Source organism: Kitasatospora sp. NPDC087861, from assembly GCF_044742585.1.
In the GTDB taxonomy this organism is placed as follows: domain Bacteria; phylum Actinomycetota; class Actinomycetes; order Streptomycetales; family Streptomycetaceae; genus Kitasatospora.
The window spans coordinates 49,822-71,847 of record NZ_JBIUUS010000036.1 but is presented as its reverse complement, the minus strand read 5'-3'; the positions used below and the strand labels follow the sequence as shown (position 1 = coordinate 71,847).

General features: G+C 71.2%; 21 protein-coding genes and 1 rRNA gene. 16 read left to right on the top strand and 6 right to left on the bottom strand.

Translation table 11 applies throughout. The features are described 5' to 3' along the window. The 9 genes from rrf to pstB all read left to right on the top strand — a co-directional run. Window positions 1-86 (top strand): 5S ribosomal RNA (rrf, locus tag ACIOJE_RS34005); the annotation flags it as partial. Window positions 87-160: 74 nt separating this feature from the next. Beyond that, on the top strand, window positions 161-1,156 hold the full coding sequence (gene mshD / locus ACIOJE_RS34000; RefSeq protein ID WP_400781549.1) for a mycothiol synthase: 996 nt from the start codon (window positions 161-163) through the stop codon (window positions 1,154-1,156). A gap of 329 nt (window positions 1,157-1,485) precedes the next feature. Beyond that, window positions 1,486-3,663 carry an RNA degradosome polyphosphate kinase gene (locus ACIOJE_RS33995; protein ID WP_280685481.1) on the top strand — a complete coding sequence of 726 codons (2,178 nt, stop codon included), beginning with the start codon at window positions 1,486-1,488 and terminating at the stop codon, window positions 3,661-3,663. A gap of 103 nt (window positions 3,664-3,766) precedes the next feature. Then, window positions 3,767-4,855, top strand: a complete 1,089-nt coding sequence (locus ACIOJE_RS33990) for a CHAD domain-containing protein (protein WP_280685420.1) — start codon at window positions 3,767-3,769, stop codon at window positions 4,853-4,855. Window positions 4,856-4,886: 31 nt separating this feature from the next. Further along, window positions 4,887-5,384, top strand: a complete 498-nt coding sequence (locus ACIOJE_RS33985) for an NUDIX hydrolase (protein WP_400781554.1) — start codon at window positions 4,887-4,889, stop codon at window positions 5,382-5,384. A 227-nt stretch (window positions 5,385-5,611) separates the two neighbouring features. Continuing rightward, window positions 5,612-6,745 (top strand): phosphate ABC transporter substrate-binding protein PstS, encoded by a 1,134-nt coding sequence (pstS, locus tag ACIOJE_RS33980; protein WP_280685421.1) that lies wholly within the window; start codon window positions 5,612-5,614, stop codon window positions 6,743-6,745. A gap of 148 nt (window positions 6,746-6,893) precedes the next feature. Continuing rightward, on the top strand, window positions 6,894-7,874 hold the full coding sequence (pstC, locus tag ACIOJE_RS33975) for a phosphate ABC transporter permease subunit PstC (protein WP_280685422.1): 981 nt from the start codon (window positions 6,894-6,896) through the stop codon (window positions 7,872-7,874). Further along, the gene (pstA, locus tag ACIOJE_RS33970) at window positions 7,871-8,947 is read left to right on the top strand and encodes a phosphate ABC transporter permease PstA (protein ID WP_280685423.1); all 1,077 of its coding nucleotides are present in this window, start codon (window positions 7,871-7,873) and stop codon (window positions 8,945-8,947) included. Before pstC ends, pstA begins: the two co-directional genes overlap by 4 nt. Window positions 8,948-9,012: 65 nt before the next feature. Further along, complete coding sequence (gene pstB / locus ACIOJE_RS33965; protein WP_280685424.1) at window positions 9,013-9,789, top strand: phosphate ABC transporter ATP-binding protein PstB; 777 nt, start codon at window positions 9,013-9,015, stop codon at window positions 9,787-9,789. A 155-nt stretch (window positions 9,790-9,944) separates the two neighbouring features. Here pstB and ACIOJE_RS33960 read toward each other — a convergent pair whose 3' ends face one another. Further along, window positions 9,945-10,940, bottom strand: coding sequence for an inorganic phosphate transporter (locus tag ACIOJE_RS33960; protein WP_280685425.1), 996 nt, complete (start codon window positions 10,938-10,940; stop codon window positions 9,945-9,947). 5 nt (window positions 10,941-10,945) lie between these two features. Then, window positions 10,946-11,566 (bottom strand): DUF47 domain-containing protein, encoded by a 621-nt coding sequence (locus ACIOJE_RS33955; protein ID WP_280685426.1) that lies wholly within the window; start codon window positions 11,564-11,566, stop codon window positions 10,946-10,948. 359 nt (window positions 11,567-11,925) lie between these two features. Here ACIOJE_RS33955 and ACIOJE_RS33950 point away from each other — a divergent pair, with 359 nt between their 5' ends. Further along, a complete protein-coding gene (locus ACIOJE_RS33950; protein WP_400781544.1) occupies window positions 11,926-12,306 on the top strand; it encodes a metal-sensitive transcriptional regulator in 381 nt (126 codons plus the stop codon). A 20-nt stretch (window positions 12,307-12,326) separates the two neighbouring features. Here ACIOJE_RS33950 and ACIOJE_RS33945 read toward each other — a convergent pair whose 3' ends face one another. Further along, entirely contained in the window at window positions 12,327-12,527 is a 201-nt protein-coding gene (locus tag ACIOJE_RS33945; protein ID WP_400781542.1) for a hypothetical protein, read from the bottom strand. Window positions 12,528-12,723: 196 nt separating this feature from the next. Further along, a complete protein-coding gene (locus ACIOJE_RS33940) occupies window positions 12,724-13,623 on the bottom strand; it encodes a hypothetical protein (protein ID WP_400781539.1) in 900 nt (299 codons plus the stop codon). 162 nt (window positions 13,624-13,785) lie between these two features. On the opposite strand from ACIOJE_RS33940, the gene ACIOJE_RS33935 reads away from it, so the two are divergent. Next, complete coding sequence (locus ACIOJE_RS33935; RefSeq protein WP_400781537.1) at window positions 13,786-13,989, top strand: hypothetical protein; 204 nt, start codon at window positions 13,786-13,788, stop codon at window positions 13,987-13,989. A gap of 9 nt (window positions 13,990-13,998) precedes the next feature. Here ACIOJE_RS33935 and ACIOJE_RS33930 read toward each other — a convergent pair whose 3' ends face one another. Both ACIOJE_RS33930 and ACIOJE_RS33925 read right to left on the bottom strand, forming a co-directional pair. Then, the gene (locus tag ACIOJE_RS33930; protein ID WP_280685430.1) at window positions 13,999-14,712 is read right to left on the bottom strand and encodes a phosphatase PAP2 family protein; all 714 of its coding nucleotides are present in this window, start codon (window positions 14,710-14,712) and stop codon (window positions 13,999-14,001) included. Between the two features lie 183 nt (window positions 14,713-14,895). Continuing rightward, window positions 14,896-16,092, bottom strand: coding sequence for an NlpC/P60 family protein (locus tag ACIOJE_RS33925; RefSeq protein WP_400781552.1), 1,197 nt, complete (start codon window positions 16,090-16,092; stop codon window positions 14,896-14,898). Window positions 16,093-16,340: 248 nt separating this feature from the next. Between ACIOJE_RS33925 and ACIOJE_RS33920 the strand changes: the two genes are divergently transcribed. The 5 genes from ACIOJE_RS33920 (at window position 16,341) to ACIOJE_RS33900 (ending at window position 21,946) form a co-directional block, all read left to right on the top strand. Continuing rightward, on the top strand, window positions 16,341-16,691 hold the full coding sequence (locus tag ACIOJE_RS33920; protein ID WP_280685431.1) for a hypothetical protein: 351 nt from the start codon (window positions 16,341-16,343) through the stop codon (window positions 16,689-16,691). Between the two features lie 165 nt (window positions 16,692-16,856). Further along, complete coding sequence (locus tag ACIOJE_RS33915; protein ID WP_400781534.1) at window positions 16,857-17,672, top strand: hypothetical protein; 816 nt, start codon at window positions 16,857-16,859, stop codon at window positions 17,670-17,672. Continuing rightward, on the top strand, window positions 17,662-18,960 hold the full coding sequence (locus ACIOJE_RS33910) for a hypothetical protein (protein ID WP_400781531.1): 1,299 nt from the start codon (window positions 17,662-17,664) through the stop codon (window positions 18,958-18,960). The genes ACIOJE_RS33915 and ACIOJE_RS33910 overlap by 11 nt, the downstream gene beginning before the upstream one ends. Before the next feature lie 7 nt (window positions 18,961-18,967). Continuing rightward, window positions 18,968-20,542, top strand: a complete 1,575-nt coding sequence (locus ACIOJE_RS33905; RefSeq protein ID WP_280685434.1) for an SCO6880 family protein — start codon at window positions 18,968-18,970, stop codon at window positions 20,540-20,542. Between the two features lie 54 nt (window positions 20,543-20,596). After that, window positions 20,597-21,946, top strand: a complete 1,350-nt coding sequence (locus tag ACIOJE_RS33900) for an ATP-binding protein (protein WP_280685435.1) — start codon at window positions 20,597-20,599, stop codon at window positions 21,944-21,946. Window positions 21,947-22,026: the final 80 nt, after the last annotated feature.

Sequence of the window (22,026 nt, the reverse complement as noted above, 5' to 3'; positions counted from 1 at the left end):
GTTACATTCCGAACCCGGAAGCTAAGCCTTACAGCGCCGATGGTACTGCAGGGGGGACCCTGTGGGAGAGTAGGACGCCGCCGAACAATCATTCAGAAGAACCCCCATCCGGGAAACCGGATGGGGGTTTTTCGCATTTCCGGTGACGTATCGTCGGGGCATGGACGATCAGACAGCGGTCATTGCGAACAGTGTGCTCCGCCCCGAGCAGCGCGACGGCGCCCTGCGCGTTCTGGCGGACGCCCAGGCGGTGGACGGTCGGGCTGCCGTGTCCGAGCAGGGCCGGCTCCGGCTGCGTTCCTCGGAGACGTCGCGCCCGGGTGTCAGCCATCTCATCGAGAGCGAGCAGGCCGGCGCCTCCGTCGTCGGCTACGGCCAGCTCGAAGTCCCGGAGGCGCCGTCCGCCAACCCCGCCGCCGAGCTGGTGGTCGACCCGGCCGCCCGCGGGCGCGGCCTGGCCCGGCCGCTGGTGGACGCGGTGCTCGCGGAGGCCCACCGGGCGGGCCGCGATGCGGTGGACTTCTGGGTACACGGCGGTCACCCGGCGGCCCGGCACCTGGCCGGGCGGTACGGTGCCGAGCTGGTCCGCGAGCTGCGGCAGATGCGTCGCACCGGGCCGCAGACCGAGGCCGTCGCCGTCCCGGAGGGCGTCGAGCTCCGCACCTTCCGTCCCGGCGAGGACGACGCCGAGTGGCTGCGGCTGAACGCGCTGGCCTTCGCCCACCACCCGGAGCAGGGCGCCTGGACGGAGCGTGACCTGGCCGAACGGCTGGCGGAGCCGTGGTTCGACCCGGCCGGCTTCTTCCTCGCCACCCGGAACGGCAAGGTGGTCGGTTTCCACTGGACCAAGGTGCACCCGGCCGACGCCACCCAGCCGGCCCTCGGAGAGGTGTACGTCGTCGGGGTGGACCCGGCGGAGCAGGGCAGCGGCCTCGGCCGCGCGCTGACCGCCGCGGGTCTGCGCCATCTGACCGGTTCGGACGCGGGCGAGCGCGGACTGGAGACGGTCCTGCTCTACGTCGACGCCGACAATCCGGCCGCTGTGCGGGTATATGAACGACTGGGGTTCACCATCCACGAGGTGGACCTCATGTACCGAGTCCAGTACCGCGAAGGCCGGCCGGGCCAAGCGGGCTGGACGGGCCAAGCGGGCTAGACGAGTCGGACAGGCCGAACGGGCCGAACGGACCGGACGGCTTAGCCGCACCGGGTGGTCCGGGGCAAGGGGTCGGACGGCCCCGTCCCTTGCCCCGACCGACTCAGCTTTCCTCCTGGCCATGCGGTGTTTACCGTGGATTCAATTGCTGCCGCGAAGATCACAGGATGAAGTCCGTAGTGTCTCGCTCGTGCAGAGTCGACCGCCACGTGCCGGTCGACCCTGTAAGGACCGCGCCCGGCGGGTGGGCGCTGGTCCTGGGCGAGGACGACGGCTCGCAGAGCCATTCGCGTCCGGACGCCGTCCTGCTGCTGGAGGAGCTGGAGCCCATGAGCATCCCCCGCCCCGTCTCTGCCCCGCTTTCCCCGCCGGCCCGGATGTCCAGTGCGCTGGGGATACCGCCAGAGCTGCCGGCCGAGGACGAGCAGGAGTTCGACGCGCTGCCGCAGGGCCGCTTCCTCGATCGCGAGCGCAGTTGGCTCGCCTTCAACGAGCGGGTCCTGGAGCTGGCCGAGGACTCGGGCATCCCGCTGCTGGAGCGGGCCAAGTTCCTCGCGATCTTCGCGAGCAACCTGGACGAGTTCTTCATGGTCCGGGTAGCCGGCCTGAAGCGCCGGATCGCCACGGGCGTCGCCCAGCGCAGCGCGTCCGGCCTGCAGCCGCGCGAGGTGCTGGACCTGATCTGGACCCGCTCGCGCGAGCTGATGGCGAGGCACGCCGCCGCCTTCCAGCAGGAGGTGCTGCCGGACCTCGCGACCGAGGGCATCGAGGTGGTCCGCTGGCCGGAGCTGGCCGAGAAGGAGCAGGCCCGGCTGCACACCCTGTTCCGGCAGAAGATCTTCCCGGTCCTCACCCCGCTGGCGGTCGACCCGGCGCACCCCTTCCCGTACATATCGGGACTCTCACTCAACCTGGCCGTCGTGGTGCGCAACCCGGTGTCGGGCCACAAGCACTTCGCCCGGGTGAAGGTGCCGCAGTCGCTGGCCCGCTTCCTGGAGGCCTCGCCGCAGCGTTACGTCCCGCTGGAGGACGTGATGGGCGCGCACTTGGAGGAGCTGTTCCCGGGCATGGAGGTGCTCGCCCACCACGCCTTCCGGGTGACCCGCAACGAGGACCTAGAGGTGGAGGAGGACGACACCGAGAACATCCTCAAGGCCCTGGAGAAGGAGCTGATGCGGCGGCGCTTCGGCCCGCCGGTGCGGCTGGAGGTCGAGGAGTCGATCGACCCCTACATCCTGGACCTGCTGGTGCGGGAGCTGAACATCACCGAGGCGGAGGTCTTCCCGCTGCCCGGGCCGCTCGACCTGACCGGCCTGTTCGGGATCGCCGAGCTGGACCGCCCGGAGCTGAAGTACCCGAAGTTCGTGGCCGGCACCGCCCGCGGGCTGACCGACGTCGAGTCGGCGTCCCAGCCGGACATCTTCGCCGCGATGCGCGAGCGGGACGTCCTGCTGCACCACCCGTACGACAGCTTCTCCACCTCGGTGCAGGCCTTCCTGGAACAGGCCGCCGCCGACCCGGACGTCCTGGCGATCAAGCAGACGCTGTACCGCACCTCGGGCGACTCGCCGATCGTGGACGCGCTGATCGACGCGGCGGAGTCGGGCAAGCAGGTGCTGGTCCTGGTGGAGATCAAGGCGCGCTTCGACGAGCAGGCCAACATCAAGTGGGCCCGCAAGCTGGAGGAGGCCGGCTGCCACGTGGTCTACGGCCTGGTCGGGCTGAAGACGCACTGCAAGCTGTCGCTGGTGGTCCGCCAGGAGGGCGACACCCTGCGCCGCTACTCGCACGTGGGCACCGGCAACTACCACCCGAAGACCGCCCGGCTGTACGAGGACCTGGGGCTGCTGACCTCGGACCCGCAGGTCGGGGCCGACCTCTCGGACCTGTTCAACCGGCTGTCCGGTTACTCGCGCCGCGAGTCCTACCGCCGCCTGCTGACCGCCCCGCGCGGTCTGCGCGACGGGCTGATCTCCCGGATCCACAACGAGATCGCCCACCACCGGGCCGGCCGGCCGGCGTACGTGAAGCTCAAGGTCAACTCGATCGTCGACGAGGCCGTGATCGACGCGCTGTACCGGGCGTCGCAGGCCGGCGTGCCGGTGGACGTCTGGGTGCGCGGGATCTGCGCGATCCGGCCGGGTGTGCCGGGGCTGAGCGAGAACATCCGGGTCCGCAGCATCCTGGGCCGCTTCCTGGAGCACTCCCGGATCTTCGTGTTCGGCAACAACGGCGATCCGGAGGTCTGGATCGGCAGCGCCGACATGATGCACCGCAACCTGGACCGCCGGATAGAGGCGCTGCTGCGGATCACCGATCCGGCGCACCGGGCCGAGCTGTCCGGGCTGATCGACCTCGGGATGTCGGACGAGAGCGAGTCCTGGCACCTGGGGCCGGACGGTGCGTGGGCCCGCCACCCGCAGGACGCCGAGGGCAGGCCGTTGCGGCACGTCCAGGATCTGCTGATCGACTCGCGCCAGCGCCGCCGGGCCGCCACCTCGCGCTGACACGACCACTGATGCGAGCCGCTGGAACCGCAGGGGACCGGTTCCAGCGGTCGGCCACCAGCCCCGGGGGGACGAACCCGGGGGAACGGGGATCTACCACGCCATGACCGATGCGCCGATGACGGCCCAGGCGGCTGCCACAGCGACCGCCGGGGACATCCTCTCCAGCCATCTCACCGCCCAGGCCGGCGCGTTCCTTCGTGCCCTGCCGCTGGCGGTGGGCGAGGTCGGCGCCAGACCGGGGACGGCCGCGGTCGTTCCGGCGGCCGGTACCGCCGACCTGCTGCGGACGGTCCGGCGGATCGGCGGGCTGCTGCACACCTTCGGTTCCGTCTTCGAGCAGGCCTGGGCGCAGGAGTCGCGCACCGAACTGCGCTGGCTGCTCAACCTGTTGGCGCTGGAGCCCGGGTACGTCCGCCGCTCGGCCCGGCTGCTGGGCGCGCTGGACTCGCTGAGCGGCAGCGACCCGGACGGGGCGGGCATGCTGGCCGGGCACGCCGGGGCGCCCAAGGCGCGGGCGCTGCTGGACCGGCAGCTGACCCTGGCCCGGACCAGGGCGCACTCCTCGGTGCTCCAGGAGCTCCGGTCGGCTCGGCTGCACGCGCTGGCGGACCGGATGACGCTGCTGGTCGGCGAGGCGCCGCTGCTGGAGGCGGCGGGCGGCCGGGCGCCGGCGGTGTTGCTGCCGCAGGCGGCCGCCGCGGTCGCGGTGCTGTCCGCGAGCGCCCAGCAGCTGCCGCTGCGGCGGGCCGCCACCCCGTACGGCGGGGACGGGCTGCGCCGGCTGGGCGTCGTCCCGGCGGCGCGCGGCGCGGTGGACGCGGACGCGGCGCTGGCGGCCGACGACGCGCCGTGGGCCCGGATGCGGATCCTGGTGAAGCGGGCCCGGTACGCGCTGGAGGTCTGCGGCCGTACCTCCGCCGAGCTGGACGAGCTGGACGGGGTGCTGGGCCGGCACCAGGAGGCGGCGGACGCCGCGGTCACGGTGGCCACCGCGGCGCGGACTCCGCGGATCACCCCGGCGACCGCGTACGTGCTGGGCGTGGTGCACGCTGATCAGCGACTGGAGGTGGAGGCGGCGCGGTACGCCTTCGGCCACCGGTGGCCAGACCTCCCGCCCGGCCTGGACGGCTGGCTGGACCTCCCCCCTGCCGAGGGCTGGGGGCATTCCCCCGCACCACGGACGGCCTGAGTTGCGCGATCGTCTGAGCACCGGGCCGGGAGTGGGGGCAACCGCGACCGGGGCGGGGCGCGCCCCGGTGGTCCTGGCGGCCGGCGCGGTGCTGTGGCTGCCGGGCCGGCCGAAGAAGAGCGGCCGACTGGGGCGGCCGCGGATCGCGGTGATCCACCGGCCCAAGTACGACGACTGGAGCCTGCCGAAGGGCAAGCTCGATCCGGGGGAGGGCGTGGTCGCGGCGGCGCTGCGCGAGGTGCACGAGGAGACCGGGTTCTCCTGCCTGCTCGGTCCGGAGCTGCCGACCCAGCACTACCTGGCGCAGGGCCGGCCGAAGGAGGTGCGCTACTGGGCGGCGGTGCCGTCGAGCGGGGCGTTCCGGCCGAACCGCGAGGTGGACCGGTTGGAGTGGTTGCCCGCCGGAAAGGCCCGCGCCCGGCTGACGCACGACCGCGACCGGTTGCTGGTCGACGCCCTGCTGGTGATGCTGGGTGCGAAGCCCGTACGGGCGGACGACCTGCCATCGGCGAAGGGACGGTGGAAGTGATCACGTCGCGCCCTTGCCGTGACGCAACCGTTACTACCTGACGTAGTTTCCTGTCATCCGTTCGAGGTTCACTCTCCGTTCACTTGCGACCGGCTGTCGTGTCACCTACCCGGCCTAACTTCGGGTTTACCGGAGGGCCGAACGGGCCCCGGACCACAGCAAAACCCGCGCTCCGCCGTCCTCGTACGGCCCGCGCGCCGGGCAATGCCACAGAAAGGGACACCCCAGTGAAGCTCCAGCGGAACGGCCGCTCCAAGGCCCTCGCCATCGGTGCCATGGCGCTCGTCAGCTCGCTGTCGCTCGCCGCCTGCGGCTCGGACAACAACAACGACACCAAGGCGTCCGGTGGCTCCAGCGGCGGCTCGTCGGCCGCGGCGATCAACTGTGGCAAGTCGGGCACGCTGCTCGCCTCGGGCTCCACCGCCCAGGGCAACGCGATGGACGTCTGGAAGACCAACTTCGGCGCCGCCTGCTCCGGCAGCACGATCAACTACGGTGGCGGCGGCTCCGGCACGGGTGTCCAGCAGTTCAACCAGGGCAAGGTCCAGTTCGCGGGTTCGGACTCGGCCCTGAAGCCGGCCGAGGTCGAGGACAGCAAGAAGGTCTGCACCGGCGGCCAGGGCATCGACCTGCCGATGGTCGGCGGCCTGATCTCGCTGATCTACAACATCGAGGGTGTCGACAACCTGGTCCTGGACGGCCCGACCGCCGCCAAGATCTTCGACTCGCAGATCACCAAGTGGAACGACCCGGCGATCGTCGCCCTGAACCCGGGCGCCAAGCTGCCGGACGCCGACATCCAGGCCTTCCACCGCTCGGACGACTCCGGCACCACGGAGAACCTGACCAAGTACTTCGCCAAGACCTCCGGCGGCGCCTGGAGCTACCCGGCCGCCAAGGCCTGGGCGGGCAAGGGTGGCCAGTCGGCCAAGGAGTCCGCCGGTGTCTCGGCCCAGGTGAAGCAGGTCAAGAACTCGATCAGCTACGCCGAGCTCTCCTACGCGCAGACCAACAACCTGAAGAGCGCCGCCATCAACACCGGCGCCGCCAAGCCGATCGAGGCCACCGCCGTCAACGCCGCCAACACCTTCGCCAAGGCGAAGGTCGCCGGCACCGGCAGCGACCTGGCGCTGACCCTCGACTACGCGACCAAGGACGAGGGCTCGTACCCGCTGGTCCTGGTCACCTACGAGATCGTCTGCGACAAGGGCAACAAGGCCGACACCCTCGACACCGTGAAGGCCTTCCTGACCTACGCCGCCAGCGACGCCGGCCAGAAGGCCATCGGCGACACGGGCTACGTCCCGCTCCCCAAGGAGCTGACGGACAAGGTCAACGCCATCATCCCGACGCTGGCCTGATCCAGTAGGACCTCCCGGTGGGGCGGCCCCGTGAACGAGGGGGGCCGGGGCCGCCCCCACCGGGAAGCAGTGACGAAAAAGCACGTCCGGGGCACCGCCGCCAGGGTGCCGCCCCCTCGGGGCAGCACCACCAGACCGGAGTAGACCAATGACTTCATCCTCCCCTGCCGCCCCGCGAGGCAGGGAACGCCGCAAGCGTGACAGCCGGGTCGGCGACAAGATCTTCATGAACGCCGCTCGTGGGTCGGGCATCCTGCTGCTGGTCATCATGGCCGCCATCGCGGGCTTCCTGACCTGGCGTTCGGGCATCGCCCTGAGCAAGAACGAGGGCAACTTCCTCACCACCTTCGAGTGGACGCCGGACGCCCCGAAGCCGGTCTTCGGCATCGCGGTCCTCGCGTTCGGCACCATCGTCAGCGCGTTGATCGCGATGGCGATCGCCGTCCCGGTGGCCATCGGGATCGCGCTGTTCATCTCGCACTACGCGCCGCGCAAGATCGCCCAGCCGTTCGCCTACCTGGTGGACCTGCTCGCGGCCGTCCCCAGCGTCGTGTACGGCCTCTGGGGCGCGCTGTTCCTGGTGCCGCACCTGGACGGGCTGACCAGCTGGCTGAACGACTACCTCGGCTGGACGTACATCTTCGACCAGTCCCGGGCCGGCACCACGCCGCGCAACCTGTTCACCGTCGGCATCCTGCTGGCCATCATGATCCTGCCGATCATCACCGCGGTCAGCCGCGAGGTCTTCCGGCAGGTGCCGCGGATGCACGAGGAGGCGGCGCTCGCGCTCGGCGCGACCCGCTGGGAGATGATCCGGACCGCGGTGCTGCCGTTCGGCCGCCCCGGCATCATCTCGGCCTCGATGCTCGGCCTCGGCCGCGCGCTCGGCGAGACCATCGCGGTGGCGATCGTGCTCTCGTCCAACAACGTCCTGTCGCTGCACCTGCTCGACCCGGGCGGCGGCACCTTCGCGCAGAACATCGCGCTGAAGTTCAACGAGGCCCAGCCCTTCGGCCGGGACGCGTTGATGGCCTCCGGCCTCGTCCTGTTCGTGATCACCCTGCTGGTGAACGGTGCCGCGCGGCTGATCGTCGCCCGCCGCAAGGAGTACTCGGGGGCCAACGCATGAGCACTGCTACGACCTCGGTTCCGGCGGACACCCGCCTGGTCAACCGTCCGCTCACCGCGAACCGGCTGCCCAAGTGGGCCCCGGCCGCCGTCGCCGGCGGCTCCATCGCGCTCGGCTGCGCGATCGGCGCGATCGGCGGCCTGGCCAGCCACCTGCAGTGGGGCCTGATCTCCGCCGCCCTGTTCGTGGTGATCAGCTACGTGCTCTCGGCCCAGGTCGAGGGCCGCCGCCAGGCCAAGGACCGGCTCGCCACCTCGGTGGTCTGGGTCGCCTTCATCCTGGCCGTGGTGCCGCTCGCGGCGCTGACCTTCTACACCGTCCAGCAGGGCGCCAGCGTGGTGGACGGGAACTTCCTGACCCACTCCATGAAGGGCATCCGCACCTCCGGCCCCGGCGGCGGCATCTACCACGCGCTGATCGGCACGCTGGAGCAGGTCGGCCTGGCCACCGCGATGGCCGCCCCGATCGGTCTTCTGACCGCCGTCTACCTGGTCGAGTACGGCCGCGGCACGCTCGCCAAGGTGGTCACCTTCTTCGTCGACGTCATGACGGGTGTCCCGTCGATCGTCGCCGGTCTGTTCATCCTCTCGCTCTGGAACCTCGTCCTCGGCTTCAACTACTCCGGCTTCTCGGGCAGCCTCGCGCTGGCGATCCTGATGATGCCGGTCGTGGTCCGCTCGACCGAGGAGATGCTCAAGCTCGTCCCGAACGAGCTGCGCGAGGCTTCGTACGCGCTCGGCGTGCCGAAGTGGAAGACCATCCTGCGGATCGTCATCCCCACCGCTATCGGCGGCATCACCACCGGTGTGATGCTCTCGGTCGCCCGCATCACGGGCGAGACCGCCCCGGTGATGATGCTGGTGTTCGGTGCCGACTACATCAACACCAACCCGTTCGACGGACCGCAGCAGTCCCTGCCGATGTACATCTGGCAGCAGTACTCGATGGTCAACAACGACTTCGGCTACGCCCGCGCCTGGGGCGCCGCGCTGGTGCTGATCGCCTTCGTGATGGGGCTCAACCTCATCGCCCGGGGCATCGCACGCTGGCGCTCGCCCAAGGGCGGACACTGAGCGCCCGACTGACGTACGAACCAGAATTCATTAGCGGCTCCGCCGCAGGCGAGAGAAGAACGATCATGGCCAAGCGCATCGACGTCAGCGGACTGTCCGCCTTCTACGGCACCACCAAGGCCATCGAGGACATCTCGATGAGCATCGAGCCCCGCTCGGTGACGGCCTTCATCGGCCCCTCCGGCTGCGGCAAGTCGACCTTCCTGCGCACCCTCAACCGGATGCACGAGGTGATCCCCGGCGCCCGCGTCGAGGGCAAGGTGCTCCTGGACGACGAGAACCTGTACGGCGCCAGCGTCGACCCGGTCGCCGTCCGCCGTTCGGTCGGCATGGTCTTCCAGCGCCCGAACCCGTTCCCGACCATGTCGATCTACGACAACGTGGTCGCCGGGCTGAAGCTCGCGGGTGTGCGCAAGAAGTCCCTCCTGGACGGCGTGGTGGAGAAGTCCCTCCAGGGCGCCAACCTGTGGAACGAGGTCAAGGACCGGCTGAACAAGCCGGGCGCCGGCCTCTCCGGCGGGCAGCAGCAGCGACTGTGCATCGCCCGCGCCATCGCGGTCGAGCCGCAGGTCCTGCTGATGGACGAGCCCTGCTCCGCGCTCGACCCGATCTCGACCCTCGCGATCGAGGACCTGATCGGCGAGCTGAAGTCGCAGTTCACCATCGTCATCGTGACCCACAACATGCAGCAGGCGGCCCGCGTCAGCGACCGCACCGCCTTCTTCAACCTGGCCGGCGTCGGCCAGCCGGGCAAGCTGGTCGAGCTGGACGACACCCAGCGGATCTTCTCCAACCCGTCGGTCCAGGCGACCGAGGACTACATCTCCGGCCGCTTCGGCTAGGCCGGCCCCGTCACGAGCCCCGGACCGGAGCGTCCGGAGGCGAACGGCGCGACACAGACTGCTCCGCGGTGCTGCATGGCGGTGCCGCCGTGGGGCATGAAGAAGGGCCCGCCCCCGAGATGTGGGGGCGGGCCCTGTTTCACGTCCGGGGGCGGTCAGCCCCAGAACAGGTGGACGAACCAGTACACCAGCGCTGCGACGACGGCGGCCGCCGGCATCGTGATGAACCAGCCGAGCACGATGTTCTTCGCGACGCCCCAGCGCACCGCGCGGATCCGCTTGGTGGCCCCCGCGCCCATGATCGCCGCGGTGATCACGTGGGTGGTGGAGATCGGCGCCTTGAAGACGAACGACGTGACGTACATGACCGTCGCGGCGGTGGCCTCGGCCGCGAAGCCCTGCGGCGGGTCCAGCTCGATGATCTTGCGGCCGAGCGTCCGCATGATCCGCCAGCCGCCCGCGTAGGTGCCCAGCGAGAGCATGGTGGCGCAGGAGATCTTCACCCACACCGGGATGCCCTCACCGGTGTGGTGGCCGGAGATGGTGAGCGCCATCACCACGATGCCCATGGTCTTCTGCGCGTCCTGCAGACCGTGCGCCAGCGCCATCGCGGCGGCCGAGGCGGTCTGGGCGACCCGGAAGTTGCGCTTGGCGCGGTGCGGGTTGGCCCGGCGGAAGATCCACAGGATCGCCAGCATCACCAGGAAGCCGCCGACCAGGCCGACCACCGGCGAGACGATCATCGGAATGACGATCTTGTCGAGGACCCCGTTCCAGAACACCTCGATGCCGCCGGCCAGGCCCGCGCCCACCATGCCGCCGAACAGCGCGTGCGAGGAGGAGGACGGCAGGCCGAAGTACCAGGTGACCAGGTTCCAGGCGATCGCGCCGATCAGGGCGGCGAACAGGATCGCCATCCCCTGGTTGCCGCTGGGGGTCTCGATGATCCCCTGGGAGACGGTGTGCGCCACGCCGCTGCCGAGGAAGGCGCCGGCCAGGTTCATCACCGCGGCCATCGCGAGTGCGGCCCTGGGGGTCAGCGCCCGGGTGGAGACCGAGGTGGCGATCGCGTTCGCCGAGTCGTGGAAGCCGTTGGTGTAGGTGAAGAAGAACGCAACGCCGACGACGGCGATGAGTGCTGCCATGTCCACGAGGGTCAGGACTCCTTGACGGCGATGGTCTCCACCGTGTTGGCGACGTGCTCGAACGCGTCCGCCGCCTCCTCAAGGACGTCCACGACCTGCTTGAGCTTGAGCACCTCGATGGCGTCGTACTGGCCGGAGAACAGGTGGGCGAGCAGCTTGCGGTGGATCTGGTCGGCCTGGTTCTCCAGCCGGTTGACCTCGATCCAGTACTCGGTGAGGTTCGACATGCTGCGCAGGTTCGGCATCGCCTCGGCGGTGAGCTCGGCGGCCCGTGCCAGTACCTCGATCTGCTGCTCGATCCCCTTCGGCAGCGTCTGGATGTCGTAGAGGACGACCAGGTCGACGGCTTCCTCCATGAAGTCCATGATGTCGTCCAGCGACGAGGCGAGGTTGTAGATGTCCTCACGGTCGAAGGGCGTGATGAAGGACGAGTTCAGCTGGTGGAAGACGGCATGGGTGGTGTCGTCCCCAGCGTGCTCGGCGGCGCGCATGCGCTCGACGATCTCCGCGCGGGCCGACACGTCTGATCCCAGTAGTTCCAGCAGGAGTTTCGAACCGACGACGAGGTTGTCCGCAGCGGCGGCGAACATGTCGTAGAAGCTCGTCTCCTTCGGGGTCAGGCTAAAACGCACGGAAATCTCCGATGTGCGGGGTAGGGACTGAACGATGCTAGGTGCAACCAAGCGCAATCACGCAAACGGGGTGCTGACGGTGGAGGCGGAACCTCCCCTTCCGTTCGGCTGCCGCACCAGCTGACCCGGACCGCACACCCATGTGCGGACGGGAGCCCCCAGTCTGACGGAACCTCGCCCGGATTGTCCTCGTCGGGCCTGCGGAAGACGGGGGCGCCGCTCAGACGGCTCAACCGCGCGGGGGCCGGTCCGAGGCCCTTCGGCACATGCCGCGTCGGCCATCGGAACACCACGGACGGCCCTGGTGTTGGACACTGGTGGCCGACGCAGCCACCAGGCATCCAGACGAAGGCGGGCCGATGACCACGACGCAAGCGCGCACCGAGCCGGACCACGCGCACGGGACCGAGCCGTCCGCCGACGCGCCCCCCGCCCTCGCGGCCGCCGGGCACCACGGCCCGCACGGCTACAGCGCGCAGAAGGACGCCCACCTCAAGCGGCTGCGCCGGATCGAGGGCCAGATCCGCGGCCTCCAGCGGATGGTCGACGAGGACGTCTACTGCATCGACGTGCTCACCCAGGTGTCGGCCGGTACCAAGGCGCTGCAGTCCTTCGCGCTCTCCCTGCTGGAGGAGCACCTGCGGCACTGCGTCGCGGCCGCCGCCGAGGAGGGTGGCGCGGAGCTCGACGCCAAGGTGGCGGAGGCCACGGCCGCGATCGCCCGACTGCTGCGCAGCTGAGACACGCCCCGGGGCGCGCCTCAGTCGTCGGCGGCCCGCCCGGTCTCCCCCTCGGCCTGCCCCGGTTCGGCCCGGTCGAGCAGGACCTCGTCGATCCGCTCGGTCGGCAGCCGGTCGCCGGTGCTGGCCGTCGCGGCGATCATCAGCTCGCCGGCCAGCTCGATCTCGTCGAGGGCCGCGTCGTCGTGGCCGCCGCTGCGGCCACCCGTGGACGACACCACCTGCACCACCCCTTCAGCGCCTCGCCAGCCCGGGCGGCAGCCACCCGACGTCCAGCCTAGGCACTTCGGGGCCCGTCCACATGGCACGGACGGGCCATCTCGGCGCCGCCGAAACGGGTGACCGCCGCTCCCCGGGAGGCCACCCGCTCCGGCGGCGCCCCGTTTCGCCCCGGCGCCGGAGCCCTGCCCCGGCGGCCTACTTGGGGCTCTCCGTGGGCTTCATCGCGTAGATGTCCGAGGCCGGCGGCTCGGCCGCCTCCACCGGCTTGCCGAAGTCCGTCAGGGAGGTGGTCGACGTCACCTTCACCTGGTCCTTGGCCTCCTTCGAGCCGGCCACCCCGGCGAAGGTGAACACCTCGACCACCTTGTGCAGCCGGCCCTGGTCGTCCAGCCAGGCGTCGTACGGGACCTCCTTCACGGTGAAGGTCTGGGCCCCCATCCGCAGGCCGTCCCCGCCCCGGCCACCGGTCGCGTCGGCCGCCTTGACCAGGTCCAGGGTGCCGCGGTAGTGGTGCAGCGGTACCCCGTCGACGGTCTCGGTGCCGACCGCGTCCGCCTTCTGCGCCCCGCGCAGCGCGCCCGCCGCGGTGGCCGGATCGGTGGCGCCGCCGCTGACCAGGTTGCCGTCCGGCAGCTGACGCACGTCCAGCTTGACCCACTTGCCCTCGGGCACCTTGGCGCCGCTGTTCTGCAGGTAGACGGTGCCCGGCAGGACCACCTCGACGATCTTCCCGGTGGTCGCCGCGCCCGGGGGCACCTGGACCTCCAGCCGGCCGATCCGCTTCACGTAGTCGTAGCCGCCCGTCCCGGTGAAGGCGGCCTTCTTCTCGGACGACTCGGTGACCAGCTCGGTGGCGGTGTGCGCGGAGCCGGTGCGGCCGGTGATGTCGGCGGCGTTGCGCACCGCCGTCAGCGGGTCGGCGGCGAGCTGGTCGGGGGCTCCCGACCGCTGGTCCGAGGAGCCGCCGCCGGAGCCGGCCGCGCAGCCGGCGGACAGGCCCGCCAGAGCGGCGGCGAGCAGGGCGGCCCCGGCCGCCGAACGCAGGTGCGGCATCGGACGGCGCTCCGGCCGCCCGGTGCGCTGCTGGTCGGTCATCTTCATCCTCGCGACAACCCCCTCGGGCCCGACTGCCCTGCCGACACCACCAGGTGGGCAGAGCTCTTTCCGGGCAAACGAGTTGAGGCGCGAAGGGTTACGCGGAACGGGGCCCACGGACGGCTTCGCACGCCGGGCGTCCGGCGCGCTACGGTGAACCACGTGCACAGTGAGCTGCCGGCCTCCCCCGGCACCGTCCGGATGCCCGAGCACCGTGTCGCGATCAGCGAGCGCGGTTCCTTCGCCTTCGCGACCTGTAGCTGTGGCTGGTACTCACCGGCCCGCCGCTCGCGCGACCTGGCCCGGAGGGAGGCGGACGACCACCTCGCCCTCGTCCTCGCCGAGAGCGGAGACCGGCCGGGGTAGCCGTGCGACTCACGCCGCCAGATCGGACTCCGGCGGCTGCTCCTCGGAGCGCACCGCCCGCCGCTCACGCCCGCGGCGTCGGCCGCGCGGGCCGGCGCCGCCGCGCTCCGGCGCCCGGATCAGCGGGGCGACGGCGGTCCGGCTCAGCGCGTGGCAGAGCGGGACCAGCACCGCCATCGCGATCGGCGCCAGCAGCAGGACGACCGCGGCGGCGAGCGCGAAGCCGCCGATCACGTCGGTCGGGTAGTGGACGCCCATGAACATCCGGCAGAAGCCCTGCAGCAGGGCCAGCCCCCCGGCGATCCAGCCGAGCCGCCGGTTCACCAGGAACAGCGCCACCGCCACGCCCATCGTCATGGTCGAGTGGTCGCTGACGAAGGAGTGGGTGCCGGCCTTGCCGTCCACCAGCACCAGCAGCCCGCTGTGGTCGACGAACGGGCGCGGGCGGTTCACGATCGCGGCGATCGGCAGGTTGGCCAGCTCGGCGATGGCGACCGAGAGCGGCACCCAGAGCAGCCCGGCGACGGCCACCGGCGCGTCCGGCCGGCGTCTGGCCTGCAGCCAGGCCACCAGGCCGAGCATCGCCAGGCCGATCAGGATGCCGTACTCGCCGATCCACGAGACGAGGTGGTCCAGCCACTGCGGGGAGCGCTTGGCCAGGCCGTTGACGGCGTAGAGCAGGCCGAGGTCGGGATTGGTCGTGTCGGCAAGCGGCGTCGACACGCCGCACCTCCTTCTGGTCCGCTGCACCTGTTCGTTCCGGCCGGGCCCCTCCCGGCGCGGGAATCTGACGGTGGGCCATCGGGACCAACGTCATCGCCGGGGCACAGCGTTCCACGGAAACGCGCGGTTATGGAAACTTGACTCAGCGTCCACAGGGCACTCACACCTCGGGCTTCGGGCGGCTCAGCCCTTGGCCGCCGGCTGACCCGTCCCGGCGGGGCCAGGACCGGCCGGGGCGGGCGGCGCGGCGGCCGCGGGTGGGGCGGCGGCGGTCGCCGGGGCAGTGGCCGGAGGGTTCGGGGCCGCGAGGGCGTTCGGGTCCGCCGGGGTGGTCGGTGCCGTCGTGCCCGGGCGGCTCGGGGCGCTGACGGAGCCGTCCGCGTTGCGGTTCGGCAGCGCCTGGGCGCCGTCCGAGGTGACCCGGGTCGCGCCGATGTACTCCTTGGTGTCGATCTTGTCGTAGCGGATCACCGCGCCGGTGTGCGGCGCGTTGATCATGTACCCGCCGCCGACGTAGATCCCGACGTGGTGGATGCTGCGCGGATCGTTCAGGTCCGTCGCCCAGAACACCAGGTCGCCCGGCCGCAGCTGGTCGCGCGACGGGTGCGGCCCGGCGTACCACTGGTCGTTCGCCACCCGGGGCAGGGTGATGCCCACGCTGGCGAACGCGGCCACGGTCAGGCCCGAGCAGTCGAACCGGCCGTTCTGCCAGGCCAGCCCGTCCCCGCCCCACAGGTACGGCGTCCCCAGCTTGCTCTGCGCGAAGTAGATCGCCCCGGCCGACTGCCCGGACACCTCCACCGGCGCCGTGGGCGCGGTGAAGCTGCGGGCCATCGCCTGAATGTTCCTCACATACCCCTGGGTCTCCTTGTACGGCGGCACCCCGCTGTACTTGGTCACCGCGTACGGGCCGGCGTTGTAGGCGGCCAGCACGTTGGCCTGCCGGTCGCCCGGGACCTTGGCGACGTCCTTCGCGAGCGCGCAGTCGAAGGTCGCCGCCGAGGCGATCGCGTCCAGCGGGTCCCAGACGTCCTTCTTGCCGTCCCCATTGGCGTCCGTGCCGTATGCCGCCCAGGTGTCGGGCATGAACTGCGCCATTCCCTGGGCCCCGACGCCGGATTGGGCCTTCGGATCGAAACCGCTTTCCTGGTACAGCTGCGCCGCGAGCATCGGCGGGGAGATCTCCGGGCAGAGCGTTCCCCACTGCTGGATCGGGGCCTGGTAGGCCGCCGGGACCGTCCCCGGTGAGAGCGCCACGCGATTCGCGGACTGCTGCGGCGCCCCACTCGCCGCAAACGTCCCCACTGACACCAGACCGAGGAATCCGAACGTCACAACTCCCGCAGCGGCGGCGGCCGTACCGGCCTTCCGGAGTACCATCAGCACCATCCCGACGAATCGTCAGTCGAAGTGTTCCGGAAGGCGTTGCTCACCGCAATCATCAGAGATACAAAGAGTGAGCGCTATCCTTCGTACGGTGGACATCCTCGCGTACGTGGCCGAGTCCTCACGACCAATCCGCGAGAAGTAGCCAAGTCGACATCAGATCTGGCCAAGAATAGGTACCGACCCTTCGCGCGGGCGGGGTCAGGGCCCTTGAATTTGCCTGATCGGGCGGTGAGATGGAAATGAACCTGAGCAGCGTGCACACGAACGCGATCGGCCACCTGGCCGAGGACCCTCCAAAGAAGCCGAATATCGACACCATCATCGGCGGGATCGCCCCGGACTGGGGTCCGTTCGCGAGCCTCGGCTCGGAGGCCCGGGTGATGGTCGAGGTCGTCATGGCCGTCGCCATCCTCATCTGCCTCGGCATCGCCGTCTGGGGGGCGGCCAAACAGCGGATCGGTGCGACCGCGATGCGCGACAGCTTCGGCGCCGAGCAGGGCAAGGGGCTGATCGTCGCCGGCCTGACCGGCGTGTTCATCATTGGATCACTCGGCACTCTGTTCACCATTGTCTACGGCATGGCGGTCTGACGATCGGACAGCAGTAGGCCGGCGGGCCCGAGATCGGGTCCCCGTCCCGGACCGCCCCGAGCCCGCCCGCCAGCAGTCCACCCCCGTTCCCACCCTCCGTCCGCGCCCGCCCACGGGCGGAGGGCCCCCGGAGCCGCCCCGGCTCCCCGCACCAGGAGGGCCGCCGTGCCGTTGTCCGACGACCAGCCGCACACCCGTACGCGGCTGCCGGTCGGCGAACAGCCCTCCTCCCAGCCGACCCAGCGTCAGTCCCGCCCGCTCCGCACCCTGCTGACGGTCCTCGTCGTCGTCACCCTGCTCGTCGTGGCCATCTCCATCGCCAACCGCGGCAAGGCCGACCCCGGCAGCACCGGCTCCTCCGCCGACCGCGCCGCCCCGACCGCGCCGACCGGCGCCGGCCCCGCCCCCAGCGGCGACCAGCCCGTAGGCACCACCACCAACGGCATCGGGTCCGGCTACCCGCACACCGACCAGGGCGTCCAGTCCGCCGCCGCCAACTACGCGGTGGCGATCGGCTCCGCGGACATGTTCCGCACCGACAGCCGGCACACCATCGTCTCCACCATCGCGGACCCGGCCGCGGCCCCGGCGCTGCAGAGCCGGCTGGACCAGGGGTTCGGCGGCGACACCGCCTCCCGTTACGGCCTCGACGCCCAGGGCCGCGCCCCCAAGGGCCTCACCTTCGTCAGCCGTACCGTCCCGGTCGGTACCAGGTCGACCGGCTACAGCGACGCCGACACCAAGGTCGAGGTCTGGTGCACCGGCCTCACCGGCCTCGCCGGCGAACACTCCGTCCAGCCCGTGACGACGACCTGGTTCACCCTCACGCTCTCGCTCCACTGGACGGGCAGCGACTGGAAGCTCACCGACTTCACCAGCAAGCAGGGGCCCGCACCGATGCCGGGTGACCAGCAGGCCGCCACCGCCGACGAGATCACCGGCGCCGTCCAGCAGTTCGGGGGGTTCCGCTATGCCCGTTGACCAGACCTCGCACCGTTCCACCGCACGCCGAGCGGGCACACTGGCGGGCGCGCTCGTCGGCCTGCAGGTCGCGGCGCTGCTGGCGGCCCAGCGGGTGTTCGCCGAGCCGTCGCCGACGGCGACGCCGACCCCCACCGCGACGCCGAGCGCCAACTGCCCCGACCTGCCGATCTCCGGCAACGGCATCCTCTGCGTGGACAAACCCGGCATCGGCTCGCTCCCCGGCGGCGGCACCGTCGGGAGCATGACCGATCCGCTGGGGTCGTTGGCCAAGGGCTGTGCCCAGGCGGCGGCCTGGGTGGTGCGGAAGCTGTCGAGCGCGATCGACGGGACGACGCAGGTGGACTTCACCAACGTGTCGTTCCTGCAGCAGTACGCGGTGGTGTTCGCCGTGTCGACGGTGATCACGCTGGTGCTGTGGCTGCTGGCGGTGACGAAGCGGGCGGTGCGGGGGGCGCCGTTGACGACGGCGTTCACGGAGGCGATCGGCTTCCTGTGGCTGACCGTCGTGGCGTCCGCGTTCACGCCGCTGATCCTCTACACCGTGGTGAGCGTGACGGACGGGCTGACCAAGGCGATCGCGGTGGGGACGAAGTCCGACACCGGGACGTACCTGGGCGGGTTCGCCGACACCCTGGAGAAGGGGGACATGGGCGGCGGCCCGCTGATCCTGATCATCGTGTCGCTGGTGGCGGTGCTGGCGGCGGCGGTGCTCTGGATCGAGCTGCTGATCCGGGCGGCGATGCTCTACGTGGGCGCGCTGCTGGGTACGGCGGTGTACGCGGGGTTGGTGGACAAGCAGCTGTGGAAGCACGTGCGCCGGTGGGCGGGGGTGATGGTGGCGGTGGACCTGGCGAAGCCGATCATCGTGGTCATCCTGGGCCTGGCGGGCGCGGTGGCGACCGGCGCCGGGGCCACCGACGACTTCGCGCGGGTGCTGTCCGGTCTGGCGATCCTGTTCCTGTCGATCTTCGCGAGCGCCGCCGTGTACCGCTTCGTGCCGGGCTTCGGCGACGAGCTGCTGAACATGCGCAGCGCCCGGGCGAGCGCGGTGTCGGCCGGTTCGGCGATGATCAACGGCACCGCGAACCTGATGAAGCAGGGCATCACCACCCACGGCGACCGCGGGCCGGTCGGTGCGAGTGGTGGCGGCGGGGGCGCGGGCGGCGGCTCCGTCGCGCCCGGCATCGCCGCGCACGCCGGCCGGACGCCGGCCCCACCGCCGCAGGCCGGGCCTCCGCAGGGCTCGGTTCCGATCCGCGACAGCAACTCAGCGAAGGGAGGGTGACGGGTAAGTGAGCAGCGAACCGCTCGGCCAGTACGGCGCCCAGTACGCCCAGCCGTACGTGCACCAGCGCCGCACCTACCTGATCGGCAAGGCCCGCCCGAACGCGCCGATCGGCCGGAACCGGGAGTCCGGCGAGATCATGCTGATCATCTTCGGGGCGTTCCTCGGCATGCTCTGGGGCCTGCTGATGCCGATCCTGCCGTTGCGGATCGGCGGTCTGATCGGCCTGCCCCTGGTGGCCATCGCGGCGGTGTACGTGCCGTACCGCAAGCGGACGTTCTACAAGTGGGCGGAGATCAACCGCACCTACCGCCGGACGGTCCGCAACGGCCGCTCGGTGTGGCGCTCGGACGTGATGGACGCCGGCACCCGGATGGACGGCCGGGAGGTGGAGGTCGGTCCGCCGCCCGGGGTGGGGCGGCTGCGCTGGCTGACCGCGCCGTTCGGGCCGGACGAGGTCGGGGTGCTGATGCACCTGGAGCGGCGGACGGTGACGGCCGCGATCGAGATCGAGGGCCCGGGCGTCGGCCTGCGCGACTCGGAGGACCAGGAGGCGCTGGTCGACCGGTTCGGCACCCTGCTGAAGCACGTCGCCAACGGGGACGGCTTCGTGACCCGGCTGCAGATCCTGGCCCGGACGCTGCCGGCCGACCCGGACGCGCACGCGAAGGACGTCGAGCGGCGCGGTGACCACGACGCGCCGCGCTGGCTGCAGGAGTCGTACGACCAGCTGCAGTCGATGGTGTCGACCTCCTCGGAGCAGCACCGGGCGTACCTGGTGGCCTGCATGCACTACACCCGCGACCTCGCGGCCGAGGCGCACGCGATGGGCCGTACGGCGACCGGTCGGCGGGCCCGGGACGACGAGGGGCTGGCGGCCGTGATGGCGCGCGAGCTGACCGACATCTGCGCCCGGCTGGCGGAGGCGGACATCCGGGTGCGCCAGCCGCTGGGCCAGGCCCGGCTGTCCTCGCTGCTGCACTCGATGTACGACCCGGACCACCCGATCGACCACATCCAGGCGATGTCCCGGCGCAACGCCTGGCCGGCCGAGCTGGACGCGACCCACCCGCAGTACCTGCAGGCGAAGACCCGCGAGTCGGCGACCCGGGAGCCGTGGTGCCACGCCACCGCCTGGGTCAAGGAGTGGCCGCTGACCCCGGTGGGGGTCAACTTCCTGGCGCCGCTGCTGGTGCACACCCCGGACGTGATCCGGACGGTCGCGGTGACGATGGACCTGGAGCCCACCGACGTCGCGATCGAGCGGATGCTGACGGAGAAGACCAACGACGAGGCGGAGGCCAGCCGCGCGGCCAAGATGAACCGGACGGTCGACCCGCGCGACCTGGCGCACACCGGCCGGGTGGACCAGCGCGGCGACGACCTGGCCTCCGGCGCGGCCGGCGTGAACCTGGTCGGCTACATCACGGTGTCCTCGCGCAACCCCGACGCGCTGGCCCGGGACAAGCGGACCATCCGGGCCTCGGCCGGCAAGAGCTACCTCAAGCTGGAGTGGTGCGACCGCGAGCACCACCGGGCCTTCGTCAACACCCTGCCGTTCGCCACCGGCATCCGCCGCTGACGTCCGGACCGTCAGCCCTCACCACCGCCCGCCGACCAGACCAGGAGGCCGCACATGGCGCTCGGCAACCTCACCGAGGCGTTCACCAGCCTGATGTTCGGCAAGGTGGAGACCACCCGGCTGCCGGTGCGCACGTCCACCGGCCAGGCGCAGGCGGTCTACCTGCCCACCGCCGCGCCGGGGTTGGGCGACTCGGGCGTGATCATCGGCCGTGAGGTGTACAGCGGCAAGGGGTACGTCTACGACCCCTTCCAGCTGTACGGGCAGCAGCTGCCGGCCCCGCACTGGCTGGTGCTCGGGGAGTCCGGCAACGGCAAGTCGGCGCTGGAGAAGACTTACGTGCTGCGGCAGTTGAGGTTCCGCGACCGCCAGGTCGTGGTGCTCGACGCGCAGGGCGAGGACGGCGTCGGCGAGTGGAACCTGATCGCCAACGCGCTGGGGATAAAGCCGGTCCGGCTCGACCCGATGGCGGCCCGGGACGGTGGGGTGAAGCTCAACCCGCTGGACCCGGCGATCACCCAGACCGGCCAGCTGTCGCTGCTGCGCACCATCGTCGAGGTGGCGATGGGACGCGGTCTGGAGGAGCGGGCCGGGTTCGCGCTGAAGGCCGCGCACGCGCACGTGGTGGGCACGGTGACGGACCGCCAGCCGGTGCTCGACGACATCATCGACACCCTGCGCAACCCCGACCTGTCCTCGGTGGAGTCGCTGGGCGTGGCGGTGGACGAGGTGCAGTCCTGGGGCCTGGACGTGGCGCTGGTGCTGGACCGCCTGGTCGACGGCGACCTGCGCGGCATGTTCGACGGGTCGACCACCGACGGCATCGACCTGGACGCGCCGCTGATCGTCTTCGACCTCTCGCACATCGACCGCAACTCGATCGCGATGCCGATCCTGATGGCGATCGTCGGCGTGTGGCTGGAGCACACCTGGATCCGGCCGGACCGGAAGAAGCGCATCTTCCTGGTCGAGGAGGCCTGGCACATCATCAACAGCCCCTTCGTGGCCCAGCTGTTCCAGCGGCTGCTGAAGTTCGGCCGTCGGCTCGGGCTCTCCTTCGTCGCGGTGGTGCACCACCTGTCGGACGTGGTGGACGGCGCGGCGGCCAAGGAGGCGTCGGCGATCCTGAAGATGGCCTCCACCCGGACGATCTACATGCAGAAGGCCGAGGAGGCGCGGGCCACCGGCCGGGTGCTGGGCCTGCCGCGCTGGGCGGTGGAGATCATTCCCACCCTCTCGCCGGGTATCGCGGTCTGGGACGTCAACGGCAACGTGCAGGTGGTCAAGCACATCATCACCGAGGCCGAGCGGCCGCTGGTGTACACCGACCGCGCGATGACCGAGGACGCGGTGGCCGAACGGGACCGGGCCGAGCGGCAGTTGGCGGCCGAGCCGGGGGTCTGAGCGGCCGGGTCGTGGGTTCGAGCGGCCGGGTCGGGCGGATGGGCGGGCGGCCGTTCCGGCGGTGCGGGCGTGCGCGCCGG